Origin of the sequence: Corynebacterium sp. HMSC061H03 (assembly GCF_001838215.1) — a bacterium.
Taxonomy (GTDB): Bacteria; Actinomycetota; Actinomycetes; order Mycobacteriales; family Mycobacteriaceae; genus Corynebacterium; species Corynebacterium jeikeium_D.
The window spans coordinates 15,203-40,648 of record NZ_KV836045.1 but is presented as its reverse complement, the minus strand read 5'-3'; the positions used below and the strand labels follow the sequence as shown (position 1 = coordinate 40,648).

Sequence of the window (25,446 nt, the reverse complement as noted above, 5' to 3'; positions counted from 1 at the left end):
GTCACTCTTCCGCGACTGGGTTTTCATCCAGCAGTGAGATTCGCCCCTGCTCAGTCTGCGCCACCGTCACCGTGTGATGAGTGACAGAAGAATCCTCGACCAGTGCCTGAGGCAACTCCTCCCCCACCGCCGAGGTGATCAACACCTGCTCAGCCTGCTGCGCGATTTCCATGAGAGCTTCCCGACGATGCCGGTCGAGCTCCGCAAACACGTCGTCAAGCACCAAGATCGGGTCGGGCCCATCGGCACGGAGCAAAAAGTACGCGCCGAGACGCAGCGCGAGTGCAAAAGACCAGGTCTCGCCGTGGCTAGCGAAGCCCTTGGCGGGGTCATTGCCGAGAATGAGGTTGAGATCATCGCGATGCGGACCAACGAGACAGGAACCGCGCTCAATCTCCGCGGTGCGGCGCTCCGCCATCTTCGTCAGCAGCAGTGCCTCGAGCAGCTCCGGTTCGCTGGGCAATGGCCCGCCATCCAGACTGTCGACCTTCGGCGCATAGGCAATCGTGGCTGGGCGCGAGTGCGGGGCAAGCGTGGCATAGGCCTCGCTGACGTGTTCCGACAGTTCGGCGATCAAATCCATGCGCGCAGCCATTAACGCCGCTCCCACCTGCGCCAATTGCGCATCCCAGGTATCCAGCGTGCTCAGTGCGGCCTGCCCCTCCGAGGAAGAATAGCCACGGCGCAGCGTCGAGCCCGCCGACTTCAGCAGCGCATTCTTCTGACGCAAAATCTTGTCATATTGAATGCGGATACCGGCGGACAGTGGCCGTCGTAAAGCGAGCAAATCATCGATGTATCGGCGACGGGAAGCGGGCTCGCCCTTGACCAGCGTGAGATCCTCGGGCGAGAAAAAGACCGACTTAACGATCCCCAGCAGCTCCCGCGGAGACTTCAGCCGCGTGCGATTGATCTGCGCCTGATTCGAGCGATGCGGATTGATGAGCAGATGCGCCGTCAGCTCGCGGCCATCATTGACCGCCGTCGCCGAAATGCGTGCCGACGGGGTCCCCGACCGAACCAGCGGAGCATCCGTAGACACTCGATGCGAGCCGAGCGTGGAGAGATACCCAACGGCCTCGACGATATTGGTCTTGCCGTAGCCATTTTGCCCGGTAAATACGGTAATTCCAGGCGTGAACTCGACTTCCAACTCCGGCCAGGAGCGGAAGTCCCGCAAGGACAAATACCGAATGTGCATAGCCGCAGACTAGCCCGGCAGGCGTACAGGCATCAGCAGGTAAGTGAAGTCGGTCTCCGGCGTTGGGTAGAAGCCGTCCTCACCGAGCTCCGGGATAGCTTCCGGCTCTGGAATGAGAATCGCGGGACGCGACGGCTGCGTAAAGCCCAGCAGAACGCGGTGGGAGCGAACAGCGCTGAGCCCCTCGAGCAGGTACTGCGGGTTGAAGGCGATCAGAAGTGGTTCCCCATAGAAGTTGCAGGCCACAGTCTCTTCTGCGTGACCAACTTCGTCGCCATGAGCGGAAAGGACAACTTGGCCGTCGGAGAAGTCCATGCGAATCTGTGCACCGTGATCCGCCATCAAAGACACACGACGGATGGCATCCTGCAGCTGGTCAACGCGGGCAACAGCCATGGAGGAATGCTGCTTCGGCAGCAGCGGACGGAACTTCGGGAACTCGGCGTCCAACAGTCGCGTGGTAGTGCGACGAGGATCGGCGAGGATAGCCAGCAGACCTTCGGAGCCGACCTCACGATCATCGGATCCGTCGCCGAATGCCAAGGTCACTGGCTCGCTGGAAGTGGTATCGAGAGTGCGGGCAGTCTCCGCGAAGGTCTTTGCCGGGATGAGCAGCTTGGTCTCCCCCTCCGGGATCTGCTCCCACTCGAAACTGCGAACCGCCAGGCGGAAACGGTCGGTGGCAGCGAGAGTGACCTCGTTACCTTCGGTTTCCATCCGGATACCGGTCAGCATCGGCAGCGACTCATCCTTGCCGGCAGCGATAGCGACCTGACCAATAGCCTCAGCCAACAGAGCGGCATCGACAGTGCCGGTAGCAGCCGGAGCTTCTGGTAGCTGCGGGTAATCCTCCAAGGTCAGACTTGGCAGCTCGAAGCGGGAAGAACCACAGCGAACGATGACCTTCGTGCCATCAAAGTGCATCTCTACCTGCTTATTCGGCAGCTTAGAGACAATGTCAGAAACCAACTTGCCATTGACGGCGAAGCGACCGGGCTCATCGACCTCTGCGCTAATACGAATCTGAGTGGAGACCTCGTAGTCATAGCCAGCGAGCTGCAGACCATTGTCATCCGCGAGAAAAATCATGCCACGCAGAATCGGCTGAGTCGGACGTGCAGGCAGGTTACGAGCAACCCAGCTCACCGCACCCGCGAGATCGTCCTTAGCCGCGCGAATACGGACATCGGTCTGCTCCATCGTTCCTCCACCGGTATTGGATGTCTGTTATTAGCCGTCTTTTGTGTTGTCAGCACGCTATGTCAGCGCACATGACTGGAGTTACAAAGATTCCATCGTACAACTCTACTGCAGACTGCCAAAGACCTCACTGGGATTCTTGTAGTCCGTCTAGTGCTTAATCGTAGTTCTTACTCGTTCTTGGCATTTATGAAGTTGTGCGCCAGAGGTTGTTTGCCCGAGGTTGTGCGCAGGCCCCCTTTTATCTAGAAGTTTCTAGAGATTTTTAAAGTCGGGAGTAGTAATAGGGGGTGTGCACATTGTGAAATTACATGATTCCCCCTGGTCTTCACTGGTTTCGAGCTGTGGATAACCAGTGCGTCTAACTGTGGATAACTTGGGGTGTCTGTGGATAGCGTTCGGGTTTCATCTTTCATCCACAAAATTTACGAGTTGTCCACAGCTCTGTGCACGGAAAAACCGCAGTTAATAACAAGAATTCCGCACGCCGAGCCCAAGGTTTTTAAGCCGTGCCGCGAGCTCGGTCACGAATGCGTGTAGTCAGGTCGTTGACCTGGTCCTTTGAGGGCTTCTTCTCCTGAATTTCCTTAACAATCTTGCGTTCAGCGTGCAAAACCGTCGAATGGTCACGATTTCCGAACTCCCGGCCAATCGACGGCAACGAAAGTTCGGTGAAGGACCTCGTCAGGTACATCGCGATCTGGCGTGCATGAGCGACCGGGCGAGTCTTACCCGGGCCCACCAAATCCGCAACCGTTAGGTCGAAGTACTCAGCCGTGGTGGAGATGATGATCTCCGGGGTAATCTGCACCTCGATTTCGTCGGCACCGAGGATCTCCTGCGCAAACTTCAAGGTCACAGGCTCATGAATCATGGATGCATGAGCGCTAATCTGCAGGAGACGCCCCTCGAGCTCACGAATAGAAGACGAGGTGTTCTCCGCGATGTACTGGAGTACATCATGCGGAACGACCAAATCAGACAGCTGTGCCTTCTTCGACAGAATTGCGATTCGCGTCTCCAAGTCCGGGTATTGCAGATCCGGATTGAGCCCCCACTGGAACCGGGTACGAAGGCGATCCTCCAGGGTCTTAAGCTCCCGCGGTGGGCGGTCCGACGACAGCACAATCTGGTGGTTGGACTGGTGCAGGGCATTGAACGTATGGAAGAACTCTTCCTGTGTACCTTCCTTGCCCTCCAAGAACTGGATGTCATCGATGATGAGCATGTCCAAATCGCGATAGCGACGCTTGAAGGATTCCTGGGCGTCGTCACGCACGGAATTAATGAAGTCGTTGGTGAACTCTTCCGAGGAAACGTAGCGAACCCGCAGGTTAGGGTACAAATGCTTGGCGTAGTGACCAATGCCGTGGAGCAGGTGCGTCTTGCCAAGACCCGAACCGCCGGAGATAAACAGCGGGTTGTAGGTGCGCCCCGGAGACTCTGCAACAGCGACGGCGGCTGCGGCAGCGAACTTATTCTGCGGACCAATAACGAAGGTCTCGAAGGTGTAGTTCGGGTTGAGGGTGGGCTCCTCGAAAGGCATGCTCATCTCGGTTGGAGTGCCGTGGCTCTCGGAACGGAAAGGACTTGTGACCTGGCGCTGATCAGCAATAGTCATCGGATTCTCGGCAGATGAGTGCGAAAGCCCCTGCGCCATTGAATCCACTGCGTCCATCGATCGGTGCTGTGACTGGGCACCCTGCTGATTATGGACATTCGGCTGGTGCGTCTGCGGGACTTGTGGCGTCTGCGTCGATCCCTGGTGCTGCTCGTGGAGATTGAAGTCGTTCGTATCTGCACTGGGGAACGGGTAGTTACGGCCAGACTGCTGCTGGTGCTGCTGGTTTGGCTGTTGACGCTGAGCTTGCTGCGGACGCGAAGCTGCAGATGGGGTCTGTCCCGAGTGCTGTGCAGGTGATTGAGTGGTCTCTGCTGCCTGGCTATCTTCAGCGTCGTCAGCAGGATCAGCAACGGTGATGACCGTTTCCAACTCCTCGCCGGTCAGCGAAGCTAAGACGGCCTCGATAATGCCCTTGAGCTCTTCTTTTACCAGCGCCTGCACCACTGGCGATTGAGTGCTGAGCAGGAAAAAACCTGGAAAGTCACCAGTGTGCGTCACTGACCGCAGCAGTGCCTTGTGTGGCGGGCGTAGTGGTGCAATACCCAACTCCGGCGCACCTTCTGGTGAAGTCAGGATAGAAACGACCTGCTCCCAGAGTCCACCTGGCAATTCTGGTTGTTCGCTCACTGTGTGAATGTCCTTTTACATGTTTACGTTCATCAAATTTATCGAGGCGACCTGTTTTTGTGGAGTGTTTTTGGCATGGCGAGAGCGCCATATATGCCCATTTGGGGGCTATTTCTTGTAATTCGCCCTGTGGGGTGTTTCTGCACAAGGCGCTATACGCCCCGAGCAGGACTTCCACATGTTTGTCCACACCTGTGGATAAACTTCGTCGCTAATTGACTAACAGTTTATCCACAGTTTGCCCACAATGAAAAATAGCCCCCTAGTCTGCGTTTACCTAGGTAAACGCGTTATTTCCCCTGCTCGCTGTGATTCATGGTGTGAAAGTTATCCACAGCTGATTGGATAAACACCCTGTGGATTGCAGTGCATAGGTCAGTATTTCCACAGGTCAACATTGGTACCGTCGGAAAACCTGGAAAATCATTCTCCAGGTAAATCCGGCGTGTTGATTTGAATTTCTCGCTCGATTCGACGTACCCTATCTGGGTGTTTCATATCCATTGAGATATGAGTCCGAGCTTGTGCTTGGACCCGACAGAACGCATGTAGCTTTCAATCTGTCGGTAAGTAATTTTTCCGTGCATCACGGGAATGCGTCAGACGCATCGCTGCCTCGCACTCGAAGCGAGGGTTCACTGCGGTGTGTTCAGCGTGGACTCGTGGTCGTTTGAGTTTCAAGGAGTGTCAACCGTGTCGAAGCGGACGTTCCAGCCGAATAACCGCCGTCGTGCACGCGTGCACGGCTTCCGTACCCGTATGCGTACCCGTTCCGGTCGCGCCGTTGTGGCAGCACGCCGCAGCAAGGGCCGTGCCCGCCTGTCCGCTTAAGTAAGAGGACGCCGATTTCGGTGCTCCCTCAGAGCAATAAGCTGCGTTCTTCGCGTGACTTCACGGTCACCGTACGACGTGGACGCCGAGTCGGACGCAAGACCTTGGTCTTGCATATTCGTGACACCGCCGCTTCTGGCGGTGAAGATAAGACCGATACGCAGATTGCCAGGTTTGGTGGTCCGCGTGTCGGTCTTGTCGTATCTAAAGCTGTGGGCAACGCCGTGACTCGTCACGCTGTATCCCGCAAGCTCCGCCATGTTATGGCCGCGGCCGCGCAGAATCTTCCGTCCACCATGGACATTGTCGTTCGCGCGCTGCCCGCATCTGCCACAGCCACCAGCCAGGAGCTGTCCCACGATGTGCAATCGGCACTCGCCACATACGAACGTCGGCGATAATTCGCTTGACGACGGTCCCCTCGCCCACGGCCCTGGTGCACGTGTGGCGGAGCGGGCGATTCTCTTCTATCGCCGTCGCATCTCTAACCTGAAGCCGACCAGCACATGTCGTTTTGAACCGACGTGCTCCGCATATGGTCTTGAGGCGGTACGTCGCTTCGGAGCAATTCGTGGCCTGTGGCTGACTCTCCTGCGTATCTTCCGTTGCGCACCCTGGCATCCGGGCGGCTGGGATCCAGTTCCCGCCACATTCCCCGGCCTGGGTTCGTGGTTGAAGCGAATGCACAGGTAACCTCTAGTAATGCTTAGCCTTTGACCGGGCTTTGTAGACGAAGGCGCGAGTGCGCTGTCCCCCTAAAGAACGGAGTGATCTTAGACCGTGCTCAATTTCGTGTATTGGCCGATTTCGGCCATCCTGTGGTTCTGGCATAAGGCCTCAGGTTTCCTATTCGATCCCTCCTCGGGTATCTCCTGGGTGCTGGCCATTGTTTTGCTTGTGGTCACCATCCGTATCCTCCTGTTTAAGCCGATGCTGAACCAGCAGCGTTCTGCCATCAAGATGCAGCAACTCGCTCCTGAGATGCAGGCGATCAAGGAGAAGTACAAGAACGATCAGCAGGCGCAGGCCCTTGCTATGCGCCAGCTACAGAAGGAAATGGGTGTCAACCCGCTCGGCGGCTGTCTGCCGATTCTGGTTCAGATGCCTGTGTTCATTGGTCTTTTCCACGTGTTGCGTTCGTTCAACCGAACGGGTACGTCGGGCAATGCGCTCGGCATGTCGGTGGAACAGAACTGGAATACGCCTAACTACATCTTCGGCGTAGATGAGGTGCGGTCCTTCCTGCTGGCTCGTGTGCTCAATGCTCCACTGTCCAGTTCGGTTGGTATGGGTGAGGATCAATACGCAGCCTTTACTGTGCCTGGTACGCCTGCGGACTTCACCCGCATGGACATCATGATCGTTGCCATTCCGCTGATTGTCATCGCGGCATTGGCAACGCACTTCAACGCTCGCATGTCTGTTGAGCGCACGCGTGCCCGCCAGGAAGCCGGTCTGGTGAAGCGCCAGGAAGGCGTTATGGGTCAGCAGATGGACATGATGAACAAGATGATGCTTTGGTTCTTCCCAATCATGATTCTTGTTACCGGTGCTTTCTGGCACATCGGCCTTCTTGTCTACATGGTGACTAACAACGTCTGGACCTACTTCCAGCAGCGCTACATCTTCGGCAAGCTGGATGAGGAAGAGAAGGAAGCTGTCGCAGCTAAGAAGGCTGCCAAGCGCGAGGCACAGGAGAAGCTCGCTCCGAAGGTTGGCCAGAAGCCAATCAATCCGAAGAAGGGTGGCAAGCGTCAGGCAGCGCAGAATGCGCAGCAGGCGCAGTCCGGTCAGGCCTCTGCAGCGAACAAGGCTTCTAGCCATCTTCCGGATGGTAATTCGGGGAAGGGACAGCAGGGCCCAGTCTCGAAGCCAGCGCCAGGACAGAAACCCGCAAATCGGAAGAACCGGAAGCGGAAAAAGAAATAGCTGAAGTGGAATCGCCCTTCGTCTACATAAGTTAATTAATCGAAACGCCCCGCAGTTGATGCGGGGCGTTTTTGCTTGCCTTGGTACTCTATCGCGCAGACAACGTCGCTGTTATTACAGGCATGTAATTTTCTGTGGGGCCTGGAGTTTGGCATCCAACTCCGGTCAATGTTTCACGTGAAACATGGCTGTTGCACTGTCGTACACTAGGGGTAATGAAAAGCTCGACGGGTGACGGCACAGCTGCCCCATTGGAAAGGTTAGTGGAACTGTTGAGTAACTCCGCGAAAGACGTCGATAATCAAGAAGCCTCCGCAGGTTTGGTCGATCCGGATCTGCGTTCGGTGATAGATACCGTGTTTGGAGGGAATGCCGATCGAGCATACCGCTACCATTCATGGTTGGCTGAGGAGGCTACAGTCCGAGGTTTGATTGGGCCACGTGAAACTCCAAAGCTGTGGGATCGGCACATTATCAATTCTGCGGTAGTTGGAGAAGCGATAGGCAAAGGGCTTCTAGTTGCGGACATTGGTTCGGGGGCAGGCTTGCCCGGGATTCCGCTTGCTCTTGCACGACCAGATTTGAAGGTGGTTCTTGTGGAACCATTGCTGCGCCGTACGACTTTCTTGAACGAGGTTGTGGAAGATCTCGAGCTGGACAATGTGACCGTGGTTCGCGGCCGCGCTGAGGAGAAAGTGGTTCGCGCTGAGGTTGGCCAAGTAGATGTCGTCACTTCTCGCGCTGTTGCCCCTCTTGGGAAATTGGCGGGCTGGTCGCTTCCTTTAGTTAAATCCGGAGGCGCGATGGTTGCACTGAAGGGTGGAACTGCGCAAGAGGAGATTGATCGGGACGCAAAGCTTATTGCCAAGGCGAAGGGAACTAATCCCCGCGTTGTAGAGGTTGGCGGTTCCGTGTTGGGAACTTCGACGTACGCCGTGATTATTCAGAAGAAGTAGGTTGTAAGTCCCCCTCCCCTACTCCACTGCCGGTTCGCTTGTGTTTTGGTTTCGACATTGAGGCGCGTAGTGCCGTCGGGCTAGAGTGGGATAAGTATCGCGGTATGGCAAAGTCCTACCGGCCAAGGTGGATGTTTCACGTGAAACATTTCCACAATCGTCGGCGTCTAACGCTTGTTGGGGCTTGATGATTACGCTTTTGCAGATAGTTACTAAGTTTTTATTCGCACTCCAGTGGCCATGATTGGTGATTGCTGTGCTTGTAAGGGGAATAGTTAATGAGCCGGAAGTCCTGGCAAGACACACCCATCGCTGCGGCAGCTCAACGGGCAGCGCAAGTTAAGGCCCCGAACCGTTTATCGCTTCCACGCCCCGAACGCCCGCGCCGTATTACTATCGCCAACCAGAAGGGTGGCGTGGGCAAGACCACTTCGGCAGTCAACATCGCGTCGGCGCTCGCGCGGCATGGTCTCAAGGTGCTAGTCATCGATAATGACCCGCAGGGAAATGCTTCTACGGCCCTGGGGATTGAGCATGTTTCCGGGACCCCGTCGACGTATGAGCTTCTAATTGGCGAACTACAGATTGACGATGTCATCCAGCGTTCCCCTGAATCTGAGAATCTCTTTTGTGTGCCAGCGACATTGGACTTGGCGGGCTCCGAGATTGAGCTGGTCTCGCTCCTGAACCGTGAGCGCCGACTTCTCGATGCAGTGTCAGATCAGTACCTGATTGACAACGGCTTTGACTTTCTCATTATTGACTGCCCTCCTTCGCTCGGTCTGTTGACTCTGAATTCGATGACTGCCGCCAACGAGGTTTTGATCCCGATTCAGTGTGAGTTTTACGCCTTGGAGGGTGTGACTCAGCTGATGAATAACGTGCAGATGATTCGTCAGCATCTCAATCCGGAGCTACATATTTCTGCTGTGCTGCTCACTATGTTCGATGGCCGCACCAAGCTTTCGGAAGAAGTTGCCAATGAGGTTCGTAACTACTTCGGTGAGGTTGTGCTACGTAATCTCATCCCTCGATCTGTGAAGGTATCGGAGGCGCCGGGATATTCGCAGACCGTAATTTCCTACGATCCAGGGTCTCGGGGCGCAGTTGCTTATCTTGACGCCGCGAAGGAATTGGCAACGCGTGGCGACTATTCAGCAGTTTCGGGTGGAAGTGCGATTGGGCAAAAACCAGCTTCCTCCCCTACCCCGTCCAATTCCACTGAGACAAATTAAAGCCACTAGGAGTAGTTACCGATGTCGAATCAAAAAAAGGAGAACCGCAAGGGAGGGCTCGGTCGCGGTATCGCCGCGCTGATCCCAACTGCTCCGGCGGCTAACCCCTCGGTAGGTGAGAGTGCCGCGGATATTATCTTCGGTCCCCGCCGTACCCAGGGGACGAAGCAGCCTGGAAGTAGCGGAGTTGCCGACGTACTGGGGGCAGCCGCGACGGGATCCGGCACCTCGTTGACTGAAGGGAAAAACGCCGGAAAATCTGCAAAATCCGGCCAGAGCAAGCCTCATACCGATGAGGCGCAGAAACGTCACAGTGACGATAAGGCTATTGGTAAGTCTAGCGATGTTTCACGTGAAACATTGCCCTCGGCGACGTCGGGAGTAGCGGACCATAGCAGCGCGGAGCCGACCGATGTTGACGCTTCGGCCGCAAACGAGTTTGGCGCGACCTATCGCGAGATCGACTTGAAGCTGATCACGCCGAACCCGAAGCAGCCACGAGAGGTCTTCGATGAGGAGCCCCTGAATGAGCTCGCTCACTCTATTCGTGAGTTCGGTCTATTGCAGCCGATTATCGTACGACCAATCTCTGAGGGTAGTCGTGCGGCCGCACTCGAGGCAGCGCGTAAGGAAGATCCGAACGCGCCGCAACCCGAGTTTGAAATCATCATGGGTGAACGTCGCTGGCGTGCTTCTCAGCGAGCTGGGGTCGACACGATTCCCGCCATCGTTCGCGATACTCCAAACCAGGACATGCTTCGCGATGCCCTACTAGAGAACATCCATCGCGTTCAGCTGAACCCACTCGAAGAGGCCGCTGCGTACCAGCAGCTACTCGAAGAGTTTGGTGTAACTCAGGCAGAGCTGGCGGATCGAATCGGTCGCTCGCGGCCCGTTATTACCAACATGATTCGACTCTTGCAGTTGCCGGTGGAGGTACAGCGACGAGTAGCGGTCGGTGTTCTGTCGGCTGGTCACGCACGCGCCTTGCTTGGAGTTAAGGCAGGTAAGGAAGAACAGCAGCGCCTCGCCGAGCGAATTGTTGCTGAAGGACTATCCGTCCGTGCGACCGAAGAAGCAGTGACATTACTCAATGCCGGCGAGCGACCGAAAAAGCAGCACCGCGAGCCCACTCCGCAGCCGGAGGTCCTTCACAATTGGGCTGACCGCCTGTCCAATTCTTTTGATACGAAGGTGACTGCCCAGATGGGCAAGCGTAAGGGCAAAATCGTTATCGAATTCGGCAACCTCGAGGACTTTGATCGCATCATGTCACTGATGCATCTCGACGAAGAGTAAACCCGGTTACTGTGACTGAAGTATTCATCGAGAAAATTTCGCTGGCCGACATCGAAGGAATCTATCCAGAGACGATGTTAAGCCTGTTTTGGGAACAGGGCATGGAGCATATCCGTACAGCAACTGCCCTACCCCAGTTCTCGACTGAGCCGCGCGAACCTAATTTGGACCCCAGCACGCCAGAAGAGGATGAAGCGCTCAACGGTGATTTAAAGCATTCGGACGGCCAACCCCCTACTCGGCCAGGCGGAGCTAGTGAAAGCCTCTTAAATGGCGATTTAAGCCCTGATTTAGCCGCCCAGGTGCGCTTGGAGAAGGAAGCATGGCTCAATACCGTCTACCTTTCCTGGGGACCGTGCGGATATTCACTACGACGAAAGCCACCGGCATCACTTATCGATGGGAAACTTGAGACCGTCGGCACGCTGCTCTTTGCTCCGCCACGCTTCTGCCCGACGACATTTTCCATGCCTTCCGGACCAATATCGCCGGATGCGATTGCGCTGACGAGTCTGCATTACAACGCTTTAGAGGTTGACGATGACATGCTCCGCGTGCTCATTGTGACCGCTCTGCACAAGCTCGCGCTGCGCGGGATTTCAGCGGTAGAAGCGTTTGGTTGCAGTGGCACGGCGGATTCTATGTCGGCATCCACGCCGTCGTCGCCAACGCCTGACGACGGTACGGAGAATCTAATCGCTGATTTCGAAGCGCAACTCGAAGAAAAGCTGAATCCAAAGCCGTGTATTTCAGATTCGTTGGCGGCGATTAACCATAACGCCGGTGATTTGATTCGTACGCGAACCCTTCTTGACTCCGGGTTTCGGGTGGTGACTCCACATCCGATTCATCCGAAACTCCGTATCGAGTTGGATGCGGAATTGGACTGGGACGAAGAAATCGGCCATGCGTTGGATCTAAGTGCGAAAGAACCCTTTATGCGCTCAAAGCTGTTCAGTCTTTAGCGCTGGGTTTCATTGGTCAGCCGTGTTTAGGCTTTTTCCTCTTCAATCAGCTGCGCAAAGCTGTAAGCGCCGGTCATTGGCTGCTGCTCTTCATCGCCCAGGTACAGACGCTTTACAGCGACAACGATAGATTCGGCAATTACGTCCCGCTGATCTGGGGAAGAAAGAATTGCGACGTCATCCTCGTTGGTCAGGTAACCAACGGCGACTTCCACCGTGGGCATCCTGGTCAGACGGAGGAGATCCCAGGTACGGGCGTGCGAGCGGCAGTCTACCAGGCTCGTACGGGCAACAATCTCTCGCTGGATAAGGCCAGAGAGCTGTTCGCCCAGAATGGAGTTGGAGCCCTTCATCGAGCCAAAGTAAAAGGTCGCAATACCGCTGGCGCGGTTGTTGTGATAGTGGTCAGCCTGCAGGGAGATGAAGACGTCAGCGCCAAATGCGTTGGCCATCTCAGCGCGATCCTCGATGGACGGATTGTCGGTACGAGGACGAGACAGAATAGTCTCTGCACCTGCCGCGACAAGGCGACCCTCAATGCGAGAGGCCAAATCCCAAAGAATCTCTTCTTCAGAAATCTGACCGTAAGGGCCGTCGACCACAATGCCGGGCTCCCCTGCCCCAAGACCTGGATCAATGACAATGCGCTTTCCAGAGAGCTTCGGCCCCATCGTGCGCAGTATTTCCTTCTCGTGGAAGGCGTTTACAGAGCCACCAGTAACCCTCCTGCCCAAGTAGCTGAGCGCCCGGAGAGTAACGGGACCACAGATACCGTCGGGCTCCAGCCCGTAATTGAGCTGGTATTCACGTACAGAGGCATCGGTCTTCGGGCCAAAGTGGCCGTCTACTCGGGCATCGTGGAAGCCGAGTTCCTGCAAGGTAGCTTGGAGAACGCCTACGTCCTCACCGGTCATTTGTGACAGTGGATCGTAGGACAGTACGCGGGTGCCCAGAGTGTACGAGGCTTCTCGCAGTAGGCGCAGGGTGCTGTCGCGGATAATCCCGTCGGCATAGACACCGCGGGACTGTTGGAACGCCAGAAGAGCGTTGCGCATGTCCTCATCAAAGAGGTCATCGTCACCAGACCACTGAGGCGAGTTCTCCTCCGCGGCTGAGCCCTCCCAATTGGGCAGAAGCCCAAGACGAGCCAGGGTAGAACGTACCTCGGCTACACGAGGTGACCTATCGCCCACCTTCAGAAACTCTGGCACGAAAACTCCCTTCCGAACTCCACAATTATGTTTAGGCCGTTGTGGGTCCTCACAACACTTAATCAGTATTACTGGCCAGTGAGCTAAACGAAACTTCAGTTAAGAAATCCCGCGCACTCTCAGAGGATATGGTCAGCAATACCTCTCAAGTTGGCGGCAACCTGGTTCCTTCACGGTATTAAGGAAGACGTAAACCGCCATTTCCAGCAAGATTACCAGGTCGCAGGCGCGAATTGATTGTTACGAGGGCGCGTCGGCTAGCCCGACGGCAGAACCCCAGGACTAACTCTAAATCACAACCACAACTTCAGTCACATCATAATGGGGTGTGTCCAACGAAGGTGGCAGTAGCGAAGTGACGGGTGGGCAGTCGTAACCTCGTATCGGATAAGGAGCAACCCCAAGTTCTTTTAAAGGTGCTTTTCGATGAGCGACGTGATTTCGCCCTTCGGGCGGACTCCGCGAATCTCTTCGACCTTCTTGCCGTCCTTGAATAGGAGCAGGCTTGGGATGGACATAATCTGGAACATGCCAGCCAGTGCACGCTCCTCATCGACGTTGACCTTGGCGATGACGGCCTTGCCATCGAGCTCGGTCGCAACCTCGTCCAAAACGGGAGCAATCTTCTTACACGGGCCACACCACTCTGCCCAGAAATCAACAAGCACCGGCTTATCGGATTCGAGGACATCGGACTTAAAGGTGTTGGCGGTGACGGTTACCGGAGCCATGAAATTCTTCTCCTTAGAATGAGCTCGTTTGAGTTCTTAGTGGTTTTGTTTTGTGGTCTTGATTCTAATTTTTCAACCTAGCTTCTTCAGCCTCGCGTACGGATTTGGCGCTCAAGGCGTCAAAAATTAGGGCTTCCGGTGGTGCGAGTGAAGTACTAAATTGTTAATTAATGGTGTTCTTGAGAACGCTGCAAGTGCTCGATGAGTACGGGGCGTACCGGGCTATAACACGTCCCGCTGCACCCTGATTGAGCTACAGCTAACAACAATTGGGCTTACCGACTATCGGATATTCCCCATAGTTGGATATCTGCAATCGTAGGGCTTATCCAACAATTGCGATACCCCAACTATTAGGTGTTTATCCAGCTAGTGCGACTGCCCTGCTGTCATCTACCGAGTAACAGTTTCCAAGTAGTGCTCAGCATCCAGCGCAGCCTTGCAGCCAGAACCAGCGGCGGTAATTGCCTGCTGGTAATGCGAGTCAACAACATCGCCCGCCGCAAAGACGCCCTTGAGAGAGGTCTGGGTGCTCGGAGCGGCTACCTGAATGTAGCCATTCTCATCGCAATCCAGCTGATTGCGAACCATCTGCGAACGTGGCTCGTGGCCAATTGCTACGAACATGGCAGTCACATCCAGGACGGACTTCTCACCAGTGACGGTGTCTTCCAGCTCGAGACCGGTAACCGAACCCTTGTCCTCACCAAGAACCTGGGACACAACCTTGTTCGTCGCAAAGCGAATCTTGTCATTGTTCTGCGCGCGCTCGACCATGATCTTCGACGCACGGAACTCATCGCGGCGATGGACAATCGTCACCGAGCGGGCGAACTTGGTAAGGAAGGTTGCCTCTTCCATTGCGGAGTCACCGCCGCCGATGACGGCGATATCGTGGTCGCGGAAGAAGAAACCATCACAGGTGGCACAGGCGCTGACACCATGACCAAGCAGCGCCTGCTCACCCGGAGCACCGACATAACGCGGAGCGGCACCGGTTGCCAGGATGACAGCGTGAGCCTTGTGCTCTTCTTCGCCAACCCAGACAGACTTGATATCGCCGGTGAGATCCATGCGATCGACAATCTCCATGCGCAGGTCAGCGCCGAAGCGCTCTGCCTGTGCGCGCATCTGATCCATCAGCTCTGGGCCCATGATGCCCTCGGAGAAACCTGGGTAGTTCTCCACATCGGTAGTCGTCATAAGCAGGCCGCCAAACTCGATGCCCTCGAACACCACAGGCTTCAGGTCGGCACGGGCTGCGTAGGTGGCAGCCGTGTAACCGGCGGGACCGGAACCGACGATGATCAGGTCGTGAACGATATCGCTCATGAAGACTCCTATAATTTTTATCTCTCACATCACATGGCGCACAGTGATGCTCAGTAGTAAGCAAATTTTTCAGCTCCGGGAAAGAAATTACCGGAACCAGCCACCTCAACCAACGTGAGGTTAGCCATCTCTATTCCCCCAGCCTCTCCCCTGCTCCGCAGTTGTTAGGCCACCTGCACTTCTTCCAATTGTCGCCGAAGCGTACGACGCGCCCGCGCCCGCCGAGACTTCAACGTCCCGCTCGGCTGCCCAATACTGCGAGAGGTCTCCTGCAGCGAATATCCAAAGATGTCCAAGTACAGCAGGGCATCCCGTTGATCCGTTGGCAGCTGCTCCAATGCGGCGGCCATAGTCACACGTAGCGGAACATCCGGGCAGGGAATCGGCTGTGAACTCATAAACGTCTCAAAATCCTCCTCCTTATCGCAGAGAGGGATCTCCCCGAAACGACCGCGGTTGTGGTCAATACACGCATTCTTCACGATGCACGTCAGCCACGTCGCCACCGTCGAACGCCCGCGAAAATTCGCCGCCCCCGCAATTGCCCGCGCCAGCCCCTCCTGTACCCCATCCAAGGGATCGAAATCATCCCGACGATAGCGCCGCGCCATCGCTACCAACTGCGGATAATAACGCCGTGCCAACACCGCGAACGCGCGACGATCCCCCGCCAGGTGCGCCTTCAATAATTCACGATCGACCTCGTCCGCAGATGCATGCTTTTGCATACCGACGACGCCACAATCCCCCAGTCGCCGACCCATGCGGGCCTTACGGTGACTGTCCCCAATTCGATTTCTTCCCCCAAAGTTCATGGCTCCTATGCAAACACGAAACCCGCGCTCTCCGCTTGGCAAAACTGCCGTGGAGACCGCGGGCTGTGGATGAATTTCAAAATGTCCCAGTAGCTGTGGATAACTTGGGACAACTTAAACTGTTGCCGCCTAAGGCAAGCTCAGAGCGTTATTCCGTACCACGCACCTGGATATCGCCAATTGCAACTGGCAGCAACGAATCCGGGGATTGCTCAGCCAGATTGCGGTCGCCGACAAGTGGGTTGTCCGCATCGGAATTCTGCGACTCAGCATCTGTATCAGCATCTGTATCAGCGTCAGTGTCTGAGTCGCTGTCGGCTACCGCTTCCGCAGCCGTCGGCAAGCCGGAGATCCAGACAACAAGGTTCTTCCACTCAGTGTCGCGGCTATCGATTTCGATGGTCGTCGTACCTGAGGTGGCAGTAGCGCTTCCGAGAACCGTTGTGTCATCCAAGTTCGTCGAGTCAGCATCTCGTAGGCCGCGAACTTCAATGTGTGCGCCCGGGGTCGCCGCGACCTTAAGCTCTCGAATGGTTGCCGGTTCATCGAGAGTGACCCGAATACCAACGCCAGGTTTGAAGTCCTCTGGACGATTGCCGAACTGGCTGAGGTAAGTCGAAGTTACCCAGAAGCTTTCCTCGTCACTATCGATGGTCAGCTCAGCCATGTCTGGATTGTCTGGACCGGCTGCCGGGTTGTCGCTGTCGGCCTGCCACTCGTTAGCGTCGGCAAGCGAAAGCGTCGTGATCGGAGCCGGGCCGCGTCGTACGGACTCGGAGTTAATCGGTGCGTCTGAGGAACGGTTAACCAGACCAAAGATGCCCGCGGCGACAAGTGCACCGACAATGACTACACCGACAACGACTGCGCCGGTGCTGAATGCGCGGGTGCGATTCTTGGTGTGGTGAGCGTTTGATTGGGCTGCACCGTCGGCATCGACGGATTCGCGCGCACCGGTGTCGGGGTCGATTGCGAGAAACTCCGAAGAGTCGGGGCCGAGCGCTGCAGTGCGCAAATCCTCCGCGAGTGTGCGAGCTGGCGACTCCTTTTGGTTGAAGTTCTCCGGGCGAACCTGCTTCGCGCGGTCGATGGCAGCAGAAATATCGGAGGGGATATTTGGCAAGTTGTAGAACAGCTCGTCGATGACAGAAAGCAACGCGTTGTAGTCCGAACGTTGCGAGCTATCGGGCAAAACGACGGGGAAAGCGTCGTAGATGTGGCCGTCGCTGCTGATGCGCAATTGTCCAGGCTTGTTTGTCAGGCCAAGGCAGCGTCCAGATTCGTGGGCGTCGGCGATTGTCTCGGCAAGTGATGCTACTGCGAGTGCCAGGGCATCCGGGTGGGCGGCCTGATCGAACCGCTCAATACCGATACTGCTGGTCCAGTCGGCGACGATGAGCACCTCGGTGCGTGTCTTCGCCACGCTATGAATGCGGGACATCCCGGTGCCGGCCAGGTCACGCAGCTCGTTGGTCGTCGTGGCAATCTTCTGGGCAGCAACCGATGGCGAAGTGTCGTAGTACGGCAGTGCAATCGTGTCGACGAAGACAAGTGCGACATCTGAGTTGTCGGGATCTCCCATATCCATGGCGCGCCACAGGCGCAGACCTGGGTAGGTCGCGACTTCAGAACGCAGACGGAAACGACCACCTGAGACCATCTCGCCGGGTACATAGCGGGTTGGGCGAGAACCCTGCGTCGGCATCGGCGGCAGCAGCGGCGAAGCGGTGAAGCCCTCGTTTGCCAGACCCGTGGCCTCGCCGATCAGGTTCGACGGGGCAATCGAGAAAGCATCAGCGGCGAAGCCACGTTCGCGCTCCATATCCTCACGGTCGGCGACGGCATTGTCGGCTGCATGAGGCTGCGGAGCAAAGCGACGTAGACCCGGAATGCGGCCGAGGAAGCCACCCAGAACGCGGACCTCTTCCAATGGAGCCTGAGCGAGCACCAGGCCGGTACCGATGAGGAAGACCACGCCGGTGACGATGGTCTGCAGTAGCACACCGAAGGAACCGAAGAAATCGAACAGCACAAGGTCGGTCAATGCGAATGCGCCCCAAGCAACGGCGACACCGACAAGCGACGCCCCCAGTGCCCACAGCACGGTGTGGACGGTCGCCTTACTGTCCAAGTGTCCGAGAGTGCGGCGCAAGAGCAAGAAGCCAATTACTGCGCCGGCGACGAAACCGAAACCGTTGGCGGCACCGAGCAACACGACGACGGTCTCGTCGTCAGAAGCCAGACGAGGAGCGAAGAACGACAGAATCACCTTGACGGTGGTAATGCCGAGGATGATGAAAGTCGGGGTCCAGGCCTCTTCACGGGCGTAGAAAACGCGCAAGTGCAAAAGCACAATGGCGTATGGAATAAGCGAGAACGCCGAGAAGGACAGCGTCCAGCCGAGAATCTCTGCGGTTTCGCGGGGGAACTCCAGATACGCGAAAAGACCGACGGCGATGGGGCGGCCGAATGCGGTGAAGAAGGCAACGATCGGCACCAGCGCAATCATGGTCAGGCGGGTACCGATGGACAGATCTCGGACCACTGCCCCATCGTTGCCGTCGGCTGCATTGCGGGACAGTCGCGGCATGATGGCGGTCAGCAAGGTAACGCCGATGATGCCGTAGGGCACCTGCAACAGCAGCCAAGCCTGCTGGTAAATCGTCGGCGCTGCCTTGGAGGCAGTCGAGGCAATATTGGTGGTGATGAAGTAACCAGCCTGGGAAATTGCCACGTAGGTGATAATCGCGACACCCATGCCGGTGAACTGTTTGATGCGGTCGTCGATACCCCACAGCGGACGCAAATCAATGCCCGCGCGCTTGAGGTAGGGAATCATGATGGCTGCCTGAATGACGACACCCAGGGTGGTACCAAGACCCAAAAGCAGGATGTGCGGATCGGAGAGTGAACCGTCCGAATCCGGACTCAACTGGCCGGGCAGGAACAGATATAGCAAGAGCGTGGCAATGGCCACGACGTTGTTGGCGACAGGTGCCCACGCACCGGGTTTAAAGATTCCCTTGGTGTTTAGCACCGCCATGAGCAGCGCAAATATGCCGTAGAAGATAATCTGCGGCAATAGTAAGAACGCAAATGACGTTGCCAGCGGAACGTTGACCTTACCGGCCTCGTTAAGGCTCAATCTGGTCAACAGTGGCGCACCTATCACCGCCAGCACCGTCACCACTGCCAACAGCGTCATAGAGACAGTCAAGAGACGTCTAATGAAGGCGGCACCGTGATCTGGATCCTCCTTCTCCGCGCGCACCAACACTGGCACCACCAGAGAAGTCAGCACTGCGCCGAGGACGATTTCCGTAATCAGGTTCGGCAGTGTGTTGGCGACGTTGAAGGCTGAAGCCACAGCCGGACCCAGCGTCGCGCCGATGAGCAGGTTTCGCAAAAAACCCGTAATGCGCGAAATCAGGGTAGCGATTGCCATCGAGCCCGTGGAGGCGACGATGTCCGAGTTCGACTGTCCCTGATTTGCGTCCGCCGTCGAGCCTGCGGAGGAATCGCTGGAAGCGGTTGCTGTCGCAGTTGCCGCCTTTGCTGGCGATGGTGATGCCGATTCCGTCATCGCGTCAGCGGCGGTATCGGCATTTGCCTTATGGCCGGATACGCGAGTTAGGTCCGGGGCCGCTTCGGCCGGCTGAGATTCAGCCGTTGGCCGCGCCGCCGGAACTGGGGCCGGTGGCGCGGGGCGACGAATGCGGCCTCGAAGTCCAGATTTATGCGCGTCTGAGTCAGTCACATGTCCTATTGTTGCTTAAAAGGGGGTCTATTTCCGAAAGTACTGAGACCGTTTTGCGGCAAAAAACCCACCAACAGTGACGATGACGAGGGTCACGATAGCCAAAACCCCAACCGAAGCGCCCGATTGCACGGAAATACTCACTGATCGAGAAATCGGCGTGCCGCCAGGTGATTCGAGCCACAGCAACAGGTTGTGGGAGTTGTCTCCACTATCCCGTGGCCGGTCTCCCTCTGGAGCATTGGTCGCCGGAGTGGATTCTGCATCATCACCCGACTTCGGAGTGAACTGAACAGTCACCGACCCCTTGGCGGGGATGGCGGCCTCATACTTCTCCTCCAACACCGAATCTCCAGCGCCGACGCGCACGAACGCGGGAACCGGCAGCGGCAGGCCATTACGAGCCAGCACCGCAATCGGCGACAGCTGCGTTGCGCGGGTGTAGACACCGCCGGGAGCTACCAACGTCACCGAATTGCGCAGGCGTCGATTCATAATCAGTGCCTGGTCGCTGAGTTCTTCGCTCCGCCGCTGCACGTCAGTTGACTGCAGCTGATTTCGCCGGCCGAGAGTTGTAAACGAGCGCAGCAAGTCGTGCCGCAGGGGACGGGTGAATTCATACCGCGTCAGCGCGACATTGGGATCGTTGGACATGATTGTGGTCAGGTCGGTGATCTCGCGGGAGGCCGTCTGAGCCTTCTCCACGAGCGTCTCACTCACTGGCGCGGGATCGGCAAGCTTGTCAATTGGAGTAACCGAGCCCGCATCCAGGTCGTGAGCTGAAGCGGTGATGGAGTCCATCAGCGGAGTCAGCTCAGCCAGGTTATCGTCCACGGCTTTCCGGACCGCGGACATGAAATCTTCAGCGTCGCTAGCGCGTGGATTCCAACCGGACGGTGGTGCTGCCACCACAGCCGCGCGAGGGTCATCCGAATCAGTCAATGATTGGAACAGAGTGCCAATCGCTGTCTGCATCCGTGCAGCCTCGGAGTCGATTCGGAAATCGTAGCGTCCGAGCAGATTCGAATACGCCACAGTCTGGGGAGACCGTCCTGTTGCAGCCAGAGAGGTTGTCAGTGCCCCAGGGAGGGCGAAGGCGCGGCTACCGTCGGCAAGCACGCCACTATGGCCGGGGCGCAGTGTCTGACCATCGGCGGTGAAGGCGGTGTTGTCTGCGACTAACACGGTGGTGTCGTGCGCGGCTTCGGGTGGAGTGGGCGACGGTGGCATCGTCTCGCCGGTATCTACGCGGTTTTCGAATGCGCGCTCCGGGGTGGTCCCGTTCAGGGCCGTGGCCGCCGAGTACAGCGGGGCGCTTTCCGACGTCACGTATCCCTCGGCCGGCAAATAGAGGCCCGGCAGTGCCTGAACGTCCAAATGCTTGGCGATAGTCTGCCGACCAGCGGCGAGTGCCTCCATCGAAAGCTCGTGATCCCCCACGCGAGCCACGGCGCTGGCATCGGTGCCGCCCCATGGCAGTGACAGTGTGCAGGTGTCCTGTGTGAGATCGTGCAGCCGATTGAGCCAGGCGGCAGCATTGTCACTGGCGGGCATATGCGTGAGATTGGTGTCATCCGCGTTTCCCCAGGAATCCCGCAGTCGCGGAGAGGACTCCACAGGACTTGGGCGGCTGGTGCCAATCCAGTAGTCGCGGGTCATCCTGGAGATTGCGTCGAGGGTCTCCGGGTCGATGGCGATGCAGGTTGATTCCCGCAACCTCTGCCCATCCGGGCCGGCAAAGCCCTTTTCCAACGAGGTGAGCAAACCGTCGAGGCGGCCACCGCGTTCGAGAGACTCGGCCAAAGAATTGTCGGTGAGGATGAGATTCGGCGACGAGGGTGCGTCACCGGTCTCACCGCCGACCAGTGGCACTGGCTGGCTGATGGGCCAAATCAGCGAAAACGGCACGGGGTCGCGGCGGGTGGGCGCATCGGAATTGTCGGTCTCATCGTTGTCGTTCTCATCACCGGCAGGCGGTTCCGGCTCATCATCTGCGGCTTGCGGATCCGTCACCGGTAGCAGTGCGCGTGTTTCCGCCAGCAGGCGGTCGATGTCATCTGCCGGTTGCCCGTTAGCATTGATGAGCAGCGGAAACGTGCCAGCTTCCGTGATGTCGAGTCCTTCTGGGGACGGTGCGGAGATAGGAACACTTAGCGTAATTTCACGCGTCTCCCCCGCCTTCAGCTCAATGGGGGAACTGAAGGTCCCAGCCACATCAAACACCGATTCAGGCTCAGCGAGAATCGTCCGCGCATCTGCAGAGGAAGCCAGTGCGCCGGCCCGCTGTGGGCGCAGCGCAACATTGCTGATATCTGCATCGGAGGTGTTGTGCACCTGCACCTTGATGGTCAGCGTCGAATGTAGAGCCGCGACATGCGGAGTGAAGCTGGTTATCGAAAGCCGAAGGGGGCCCTGTTCACCGACACGATTGGTGCCACTGCCCCACAACTGCTCATCTTGCGCAAAAGCTGGGGGCGCAACGGCCGTCGGCAAGCACAGTATGAGCGCTGCGGTGGCGGCCGTGACTTTACGAACAACATTCCTTGGCAACTGCAACCTGAACATGCGCAATCACCTCGGCGTCTGCCGGCCTGCTCGCTTTTCCGCGCGGGCGAGATCGGGCAGCAGATTGTGCGCGCGCCGGGCCAGTTTGCGTTCGTCAGCGTAGGCCAACCGTTCCACCAAGGTGTCTACAGGAACCCACATGACCTGGGTGACCTCGGGGTCTTCGTCGTTCAAATCGCCATCGACGTAGCGCAGAAGGTGATGGTGCACGGTCTTGTGAATCCGCGTGCCATCGGAGACAAACCAGTAGTCAATCACACCGAGCTCTTCGATGACCTCGCCGCGAATGCCCGTTTCTTCCCACACCTCACGTTCGGCGGTGGAATCGAAAGCTTCGCCAGGCTCGACATGGCCCTTAGGCATCGACCACAGCAGGCGCCCGCGACGATCGTGCCGACCAATCAGCGCGACATAAATCCGTGACAGGTTGACCTTGCCGCCATCGCCGACAGCCTCAGCAAGCCCCGAGACGACCAGTCCGCCCGCCGAAGTCTCAATCGAGGTCTGCATCGGCGCCGCATTTTGCGCGCGCGACGAGTGCGCACGGCGATTGTTCGTGCGCTTCGTCTGTGCGTGACGACGGCGATTGTTCCTATCCTGACCGTTCTTACGGCCACCGCGGTTGTTCGACTGCTTCGAGGGTCGTGCCGACTTCGGTGATTTGGAAGATTTCTTGGCGCCACCGGAGTTTGGCTTGGCCGATTTGGGGCCATTGGCACCAGAGCCACTACGTTTCGCAGAATTTCCGCTGGTAGTAGCGTTGCTAATGTTGGTGGACGAGGAAACGCCACCCCTTCTGCGCGGTCGCCGACGACGTCGACGGCTCTTCGCCACCGAGTTGTCATTGCGTACCACGTTGTTCATTCCACTTAGACTACCGGGTTTATAGGTATAAGCGGGTATTGTGTCGGTCGTGACACAATCGACTCCTTCAACGACAAATGGTGACCAGCCCGGGGGGACTACACCTCACGGCGCTACTCCGGCGGCTGCTGACGCGGACCCACAGGTGCGCAGGACGGCAATGCTGGCAGTGGCGGATCAGGCGATCGCCAAGGAGTCGGAGATCCTCGATTCGCTTGCAGCTGCGTTTAGTGCAGCCGGCCATCGCCTGTACCTCGTGGGCGGTTCTGTGCGCGATGCTCTCTTAGGGCGACTGGGCGTGGATCTCGATTTCACCACCGACGCGCGCCCGGAGGTGACGCGCGCGATCCTCGATGACTGGGCGGACATTGTCTGGGATACCGGCATTGAATTCGGCACACTCTCCGCGGAACGGCATGGCCGTCAGGTGGAGATCACCACCTTCCGTGCGGATACGTATGACCAGGTCAGCCGCAATCCGGAGGTCACTTTCGGTGACACGCTGGAGGGCGATCTAATCCGCCGTGACTTCCGCTGTAACGCCATCGCCGTGGAGCTCCACGGCGACGGCACCCGCACCTTCCTAGACCCGCTCGGAGGTTTCGAGGATCTTGTCGCGGGTGTGTTGGACACCCCGGGGGCGCCGGAGGTCAGTTTTGGCGACGACCCCCTGCGGATGCTGCGTGCCTGCCGCTTCGCATCCCAGCTGGGGTTCGACGTGGCACCGCGTGTGCTCAAGGCGTTGAAGGAAATGTCCAGCGAAATTGACCGCATCACGGTCGAGCGCATCTCCACCGAGCTGAACAAGCTAATCCTGGGTGCGGACCCAAGCCGAGGTATCGACCTGATGGTGGAATCGGGGTTGGCCGACCGCGTGCTGCCGGAGATCTCCGACATGCGCATGACGCAGGATGAACACCGCCAGCACAAGGATGTCTACCAACACTCTCTGCAGGTCATGCGGCAAGCTATTGACCAGGAAGAACCCGGTGAACCGGACCTCGTACTGCGCTGGGCGGCACTGCTGCACGACTGCGGCAAACCCGCTACCCGTGCCTACAACGAGCAGGGAAACGTCACCTTTTACCAGCACGAAGTTGTCGGCGCGAAGCTGGTGCGACGCCGCCTTCGGAAACTGAAGTTCCCGAAGAAGACCAACCACGAAATCTCGCAGTTGGTCTACCTGCACATGCGCTTCCACGGCTACGGCGAAGGCAAGTGGACGGACTCGGCGGTGCGACGTTATGTCAACGACGCCGGAGATTTGTTGGAACGACTCAACAAAATCGTGCGGGCCGACTGTACGACAAGAAACCGTCGTAAAGCAGCACGCCTCGCACGCGCCTGCGACAGCCTGGAAGCGCGAATCAAGGAGCTCGCCGAGCAGGAGGACCTCGCACGTGTCCGCCCCGACCTGGATGGCAACGAAATCATGGAAATTCTGGACCTGAAGCCCGGCAAAGAAGTCGGACAGGCCTGGAATTACCTGAAAGAGCTGCGATTGGAGTCCGGTCCGCTGGAGCGTGAAGATGCTATCTTGGCGCTGAAGAAATGGTGGTACGAGCAGTCCGGTGAGCAGGCTGAAAGCGAAAGTGAGAGCTAATGGCATCGATTAATCCGGAAAATCTCTACGGCGACCGGCTTTTTACCAGCCTTGAGCGCAACGACCCGGCTGCCGGTATGCTGCTGCTCGCAGCACCCGGCATGCTCTCGCCGGAGTTTTCCCGCTCGGTGATTTTCCTCATTGAGCACGATGAACACGGCACCCTTGGTGTCGATCTCACGCAGCGTTCGCAGACGCCGGTGCACAATGTGCTCGAGCCTTGGGCGCCGCTGATGGCCAAGCCGCCGGTGCTCTACGTCGGGGGTCCGGTCAACCAGACACAGCCAATCTGCATTGGTGTGGTGCGAAACGGCGCCACCCTCCCAGAGGAGACCGACAGTATTACCGGTACCCCGCTGATGGAACGCATCGCCCACAGGTTTGCGCTGGTCAACCTCGGTGCGGAGCCGGAGGACGTACGCGACCGCATAGATGGCGCACGCATCTTCGCCGGTTACGCAGGCTGGGACCCGGGACAGCTGGAAGACGAGCTCGACCGCGGTGACTGGTACGTCGCCCCTGCCCTGCCCTCTGATGTACTCGCTCCTGCTGCCGCGGACATCTGGGGTGATTGCATGCGCCGTCAGCCATGGCCGCTGCCACTGTATGGCACCTACCCCGTAGATGTACGTGACAACTAGATGAGTGAGCACATCAATACCGAAGGAAACAGGGCTGAAGGAAGTAGCGCCACAGGAAAC

The 25,446-nt window shown here is 57.6% G+C and carries 20 protein-coding genes; 10 read left to right on the top strand and 10 right to left on the bottom strand.

Going from position 1 to position 25,446, the window contains the following annotated elements:
• Position 1 precedes the first annotated feature (1 nt).
• The 3 genes from recF to dnaA form a co-directional block, all read right to left on the bottom strand.
• A complete protein-coding gene (recF, locus tag HMPREF2787_RS00165) occupies positions 2-1,201 on the bottom strand; it encodes a DNA replication/repair protein RecF (RefSeq protein ID WP_070549578.1) in 1,200 nt (399 codons plus the stop codon).
• Between the two features lie 9 nt (positions 1,202-1,210).
• On the bottom strand, positions 1,211-2,401 hold the full coding sequence (gene dnaN / locus HMPREF2787_RS00160; protein WP_070600956.1) for a DNA polymerase III subunit beta: 1,191 nt from the start codon (positions 2,399-2,401) through the stop codon (positions 1,211-1,213).
• Positions 2,402-2,903: 502 nt separating this feature from the next.
• Positions 2,904-4,652, bottom strand: coding sequence for a chromosomal replication initiator protein DnaA (gene dnaA, locus HMPREF2787_RS00155; protein ID WP_070858075.1), 1,749 nt, complete (start codon positions 4,650-4,652; stop codon positions 2,904-2,906).
• Between the two features lie 693 nt (positions 4,653-5,345).
• Between dnaA and rpmH the strand changes: the two genes are divergently transcribed.
• From rpmH to HMPREF2787_RS00120, 8 genes are all read left to right on the top strand, one after another.
• Complete coding sequence (rpmH, locus tag HMPREF2787_RS00150) at positions 5,346-5,483, top strand: 50S ribosomal protein L34 (RefSeq protein WP_005511646.1); 138 nt, start codon at positions 5,346-5,348, stop codon at positions 5,481-5,483.
• A 20-nt stretch (positions 5,484-5,503) separates the two neighbouring features.
• Positions 5,504-5,884 carry a ribonuclease P protein component gene (rnpA, locus tag HMPREF2787_RS00145; RefSeq protein ID WP_070858074.1) on the top strand — a complete coding sequence of 127 codons (381 nt, stop codon included), beginning with the start codon at positions 5,504-5,506 and terminating at the stop codon, positions 5,882-5,884.
• Positions 5,844-6,176 (top strand): membrane protein insertion efficiency factor YidD, encoded by a 333-nt coding sequence (gene yidD, locus HMPREF2787_RS10795; protein ID WP_083326608.1) that lies wholly within the window; start codon positions 5,844-5,846, stop codon positions 6,174-6,176. The genes rnpA and yidD overlap by 41 nt, the downstream gene beginning before the upstream one ends.
• Positions 6,177-6,263: 87 nt before the next feature.
• Complete coding sequence (gene yidC / locus HMPREF2787_RS00140) at positions 6,264-7,412, top strand: membrane protein insertase YidC (RefSeq protein ID WP_070858073.1); 1,149 nt, start codon at positions 6,264-6,266, stop codon at positions 7,410-7,412.
• Positions 7,413-7,732: 320 nt separating this feature from the next.
• Positions 7,733-8,368, top strand: coding sequence for a 16S rRNA (guanine(527)-N(7))-methyltransferase RsmG (gene rsmG / locus HMPREF2787_RS00135; RefSeq protein WP_224783766.1), 636 nt, complete (start codon positions 7,733-7,735; stop codon positions 8,366-8,368).
• A 278-nt stretch (positions 8,369-8,646) separates the two neighbouring features.
• The gene (locus HMPREF2787_RS00130; protein ID WP_048733133.1) at positions 8,647-9,603 is read left to right on the top strand and encodes a ParA family protein; all 957 of its coding nucleotides are present in this window, start codon (positions 8,647-8,649) and stop codon (positions 9,601-9,603) included.
• A gap of 21 nt (positions 9,604-9,624) precedes the next feature.
• Complete coding sequence (locus tag HMPREF2787_RS00125) at positions 9,625-10,902, top strand: ParB/RepB/Spo0J family partition protein (protein ID WP_069358896.1); 1,278 nt, start codon at positions 9,625-9,627, stop codon at positions 10,900-10,902.
• 11 nt (positions 10,903-10,913) lie between these two features.
• The gene (locus tag HMPREF2787_RS00120; protein WP_049170104.1) at positions 10,914-11,867 is read left to right on the top strand and encodes a hypothetical protein; all 954 of its coding nucleotides are present in this window, start codon (positions 10,914-10,916) and stop codon (positions 11,865-11,867) included.
• Between the two features lie 26 nt (positions 11,868-11,893).
• On the opposite strand, the gene HMPREF2787_RS00115 is transcribed toward HMPREF2787_RS00120, so the two are convergent.
• The 7 genes from HMPREF2787_RS00115 to HMPREF2787_RS00085 all read right to left on the bottom strand — a co-directional run bounded on the left by HMPREF2787_RS00115 (position 11,894) and on the right by HMPREF2787_RS00085 (position 23,133).
• Entirely contained in the window at positions 11,894-13,078 is a 1,185-nt protein-coding gene (locus HMPREF2787_RS00115; RefSeq protein ID WP_048733139.1) for an N-acetylmuramoyl-L-alanine amidase, read from the bottom strand.
• 410 nt (positions 13,079-13,488) lie between these two features.
• The gene (trxA, locus tag HMPREF2787_RS00110) at positions 13,489-13,809 is read right to left on the bottom strand and encodes a thioredoxin (RefSeq protein WP_016421730.1); all 321 of its coding nucleotides are present in this window, start codon (positions 13,807-13,809) and stop codon (positions 13,489-13,491) included.
• A gap of 393 nt (positions 13,810-14,202) precedes the next feature.
• Complete coding sequence (gene trxB, locus HMPREF2787_RS00105; RefSeq protein ID WP_049170102.1) at positions 14,203-15,141, bottom strand: thioredoxin-disulfide reductase; 939 nt, start codon at positions 15,139-15,141, stop codon at positions 14,203-14,205.
• 164 nt (positions 15,142-15,305) lie between these two features.
• A complete protein-coding gene (locus tag HMPREF2787_RS00100; protein ID WP_224783764.1) occupies positions 15,306-15,869 on the bottom strand; it encodes a sigma-70 family RNA polymerase sigma factor in 564 nt (187 codons plus the stop codon).
• 235 nt (positions 15,870-16,104) lie between these two features.
• Complete coding sequence (locus HMPREF2787_RS00095) at positions 16,105-19,713, bottom strand: murein biosynthesis integral membrane protein MurJ (protein ID WP_070858072.1); 3,609 nt, start codon at positions 19,711-19,713, stop codon at positions 16,105-16,107.
• A 27-nt stretch (positions 19,714-19,740) separates the two neighbouring features.
• Entirely contained in the window at positions 19,741-22,278 is a 2,538-nt protein-coding gene (locus HMPREF2787_RS00090) for a hypothetical protein (protein ID WP_070858079.1), read from the bottom strand.
• Between the two features lie 6 nt (positions 22,279-22,284).
• Positions 22,285-23,133, bottom strand: coding sequence for an NUDIX hydrolase (locus HMPREF2787_RS00085; RefSeq protein ID WP_070858078.1), 849 nt, complete (start codon positions 23,131-23,133; stop codon positions 22,285-22,287).
• A 169-nt stretch (positions 23,134-23,302) separates the two neighbouring features.
• Between HMPREF2787_RS00085 and HMPREF2787_RS00080 the strand changes: the two genes are divergently transcribed.
• A complete protein-coding gene (locus tag HMPREF2787_RS00080) occupies positions 23,303-24,745 on the top strand; it encodes a CCA tRNA nucleotidyltransferase (RefSeq protein ID WP_016421726.1) in 1,443 nt (480 codons plus the stop codon).
• On the top strand, positions 24,745-25,386 hold the full coding sequence (locus tag HMPREF2787_RS00075) for a YqgE/AlgH family protein (RefSeq protein ID WP_048733149.1): 642 nt from the start codon (positions 24,745-24,747) through the stop codon (positions 25,384-25,386). Before HMPREF2787_RS00080 ends, HMPREF2787_RS00075 begins: the two co-directional genes overlap by 1 nt.
• Positions 25,387-25,446: the final 60 nt, after the last annotated feature.

Bases quoted from the DNA above. Each gene is read 5' to 3' on its own strand.
- recF (WP_070549578.1), bottom strand. From the start codon at position 1,201: ATGCACATTCGGTATTTGTCCTTGCGGGACTTCCGCTCCTGGCCGGAG.
- dnaN (WP_070600956.1), bottom strand. From the start codon at position 2,401: ATGGAGCAGACCGATGTCCGTATTCGCGCGGCTAAGGACGATCTCGCG.
- yidD (WP_083326608.1), top strand. From the start codon at position 5,844: ATGTGCAATCGGCACTCGCCACATACGAACGTCGGCGATAATTCGCTT.
- HMPREF2787_RS00130 (WP_048733133.1), top strand. From the start codon at position 8,647: ATGAGCCGGAAGTCCTGGCAAGACACACCCATCGCTGCGGCAGCTCAA.
- HMPREF2787_RS00125 (WP_069358896.1), top strand. From the start codon at position 9,625: ATGTCGAATCAAAAAAAGGAGAACCGCAAGGGAGGGCTCGGTCGCGGT.
- trxA (WP_016421730.1), bottom strand. From the start codon at position 13,809: ATGGCTCCGGTAACCGTCACCGCCAACACCTTTAAGTCCGATGTCCTC.
- trxB (WP_049170102.1), bottom strand. From the start codon at position 15,141: ATGAGCGATATCGTTCACGACCTGATCATCGTCGGTTCCGGTCCCGCC.
- HMPREF2787_RS00100 (WP_224783764.1), bottom strand. From the start codon at position 15,869: ATGCAAAAGCATGCATCTGCGGACGAGGTCGATCGTGAATTATTGAAG.
- HMPREF2787_RS00090 (WP_070858079.1), bottom strand. From the start codon at position 22,278: ATGTTCAGGTTGCAGTTGCCAAGGAATGTTGTTCGTAAAGTCACGGCC.
- HMPREF2787_RS00080 (WP_016421726.1), top strand. From the start codon at position 23,303: ATGCTGGCAGTGGCGGATCAGGCGATCGCCAAGGAGTCGGAGATCCTC.
- HMPREF2787_RS00075 (WP_048733149.1), top strand. From the start codon at position 24,745: ATGGCATCGATTAATCCGGAAAATCTCTACGGCGACCGGCTTTTTACC.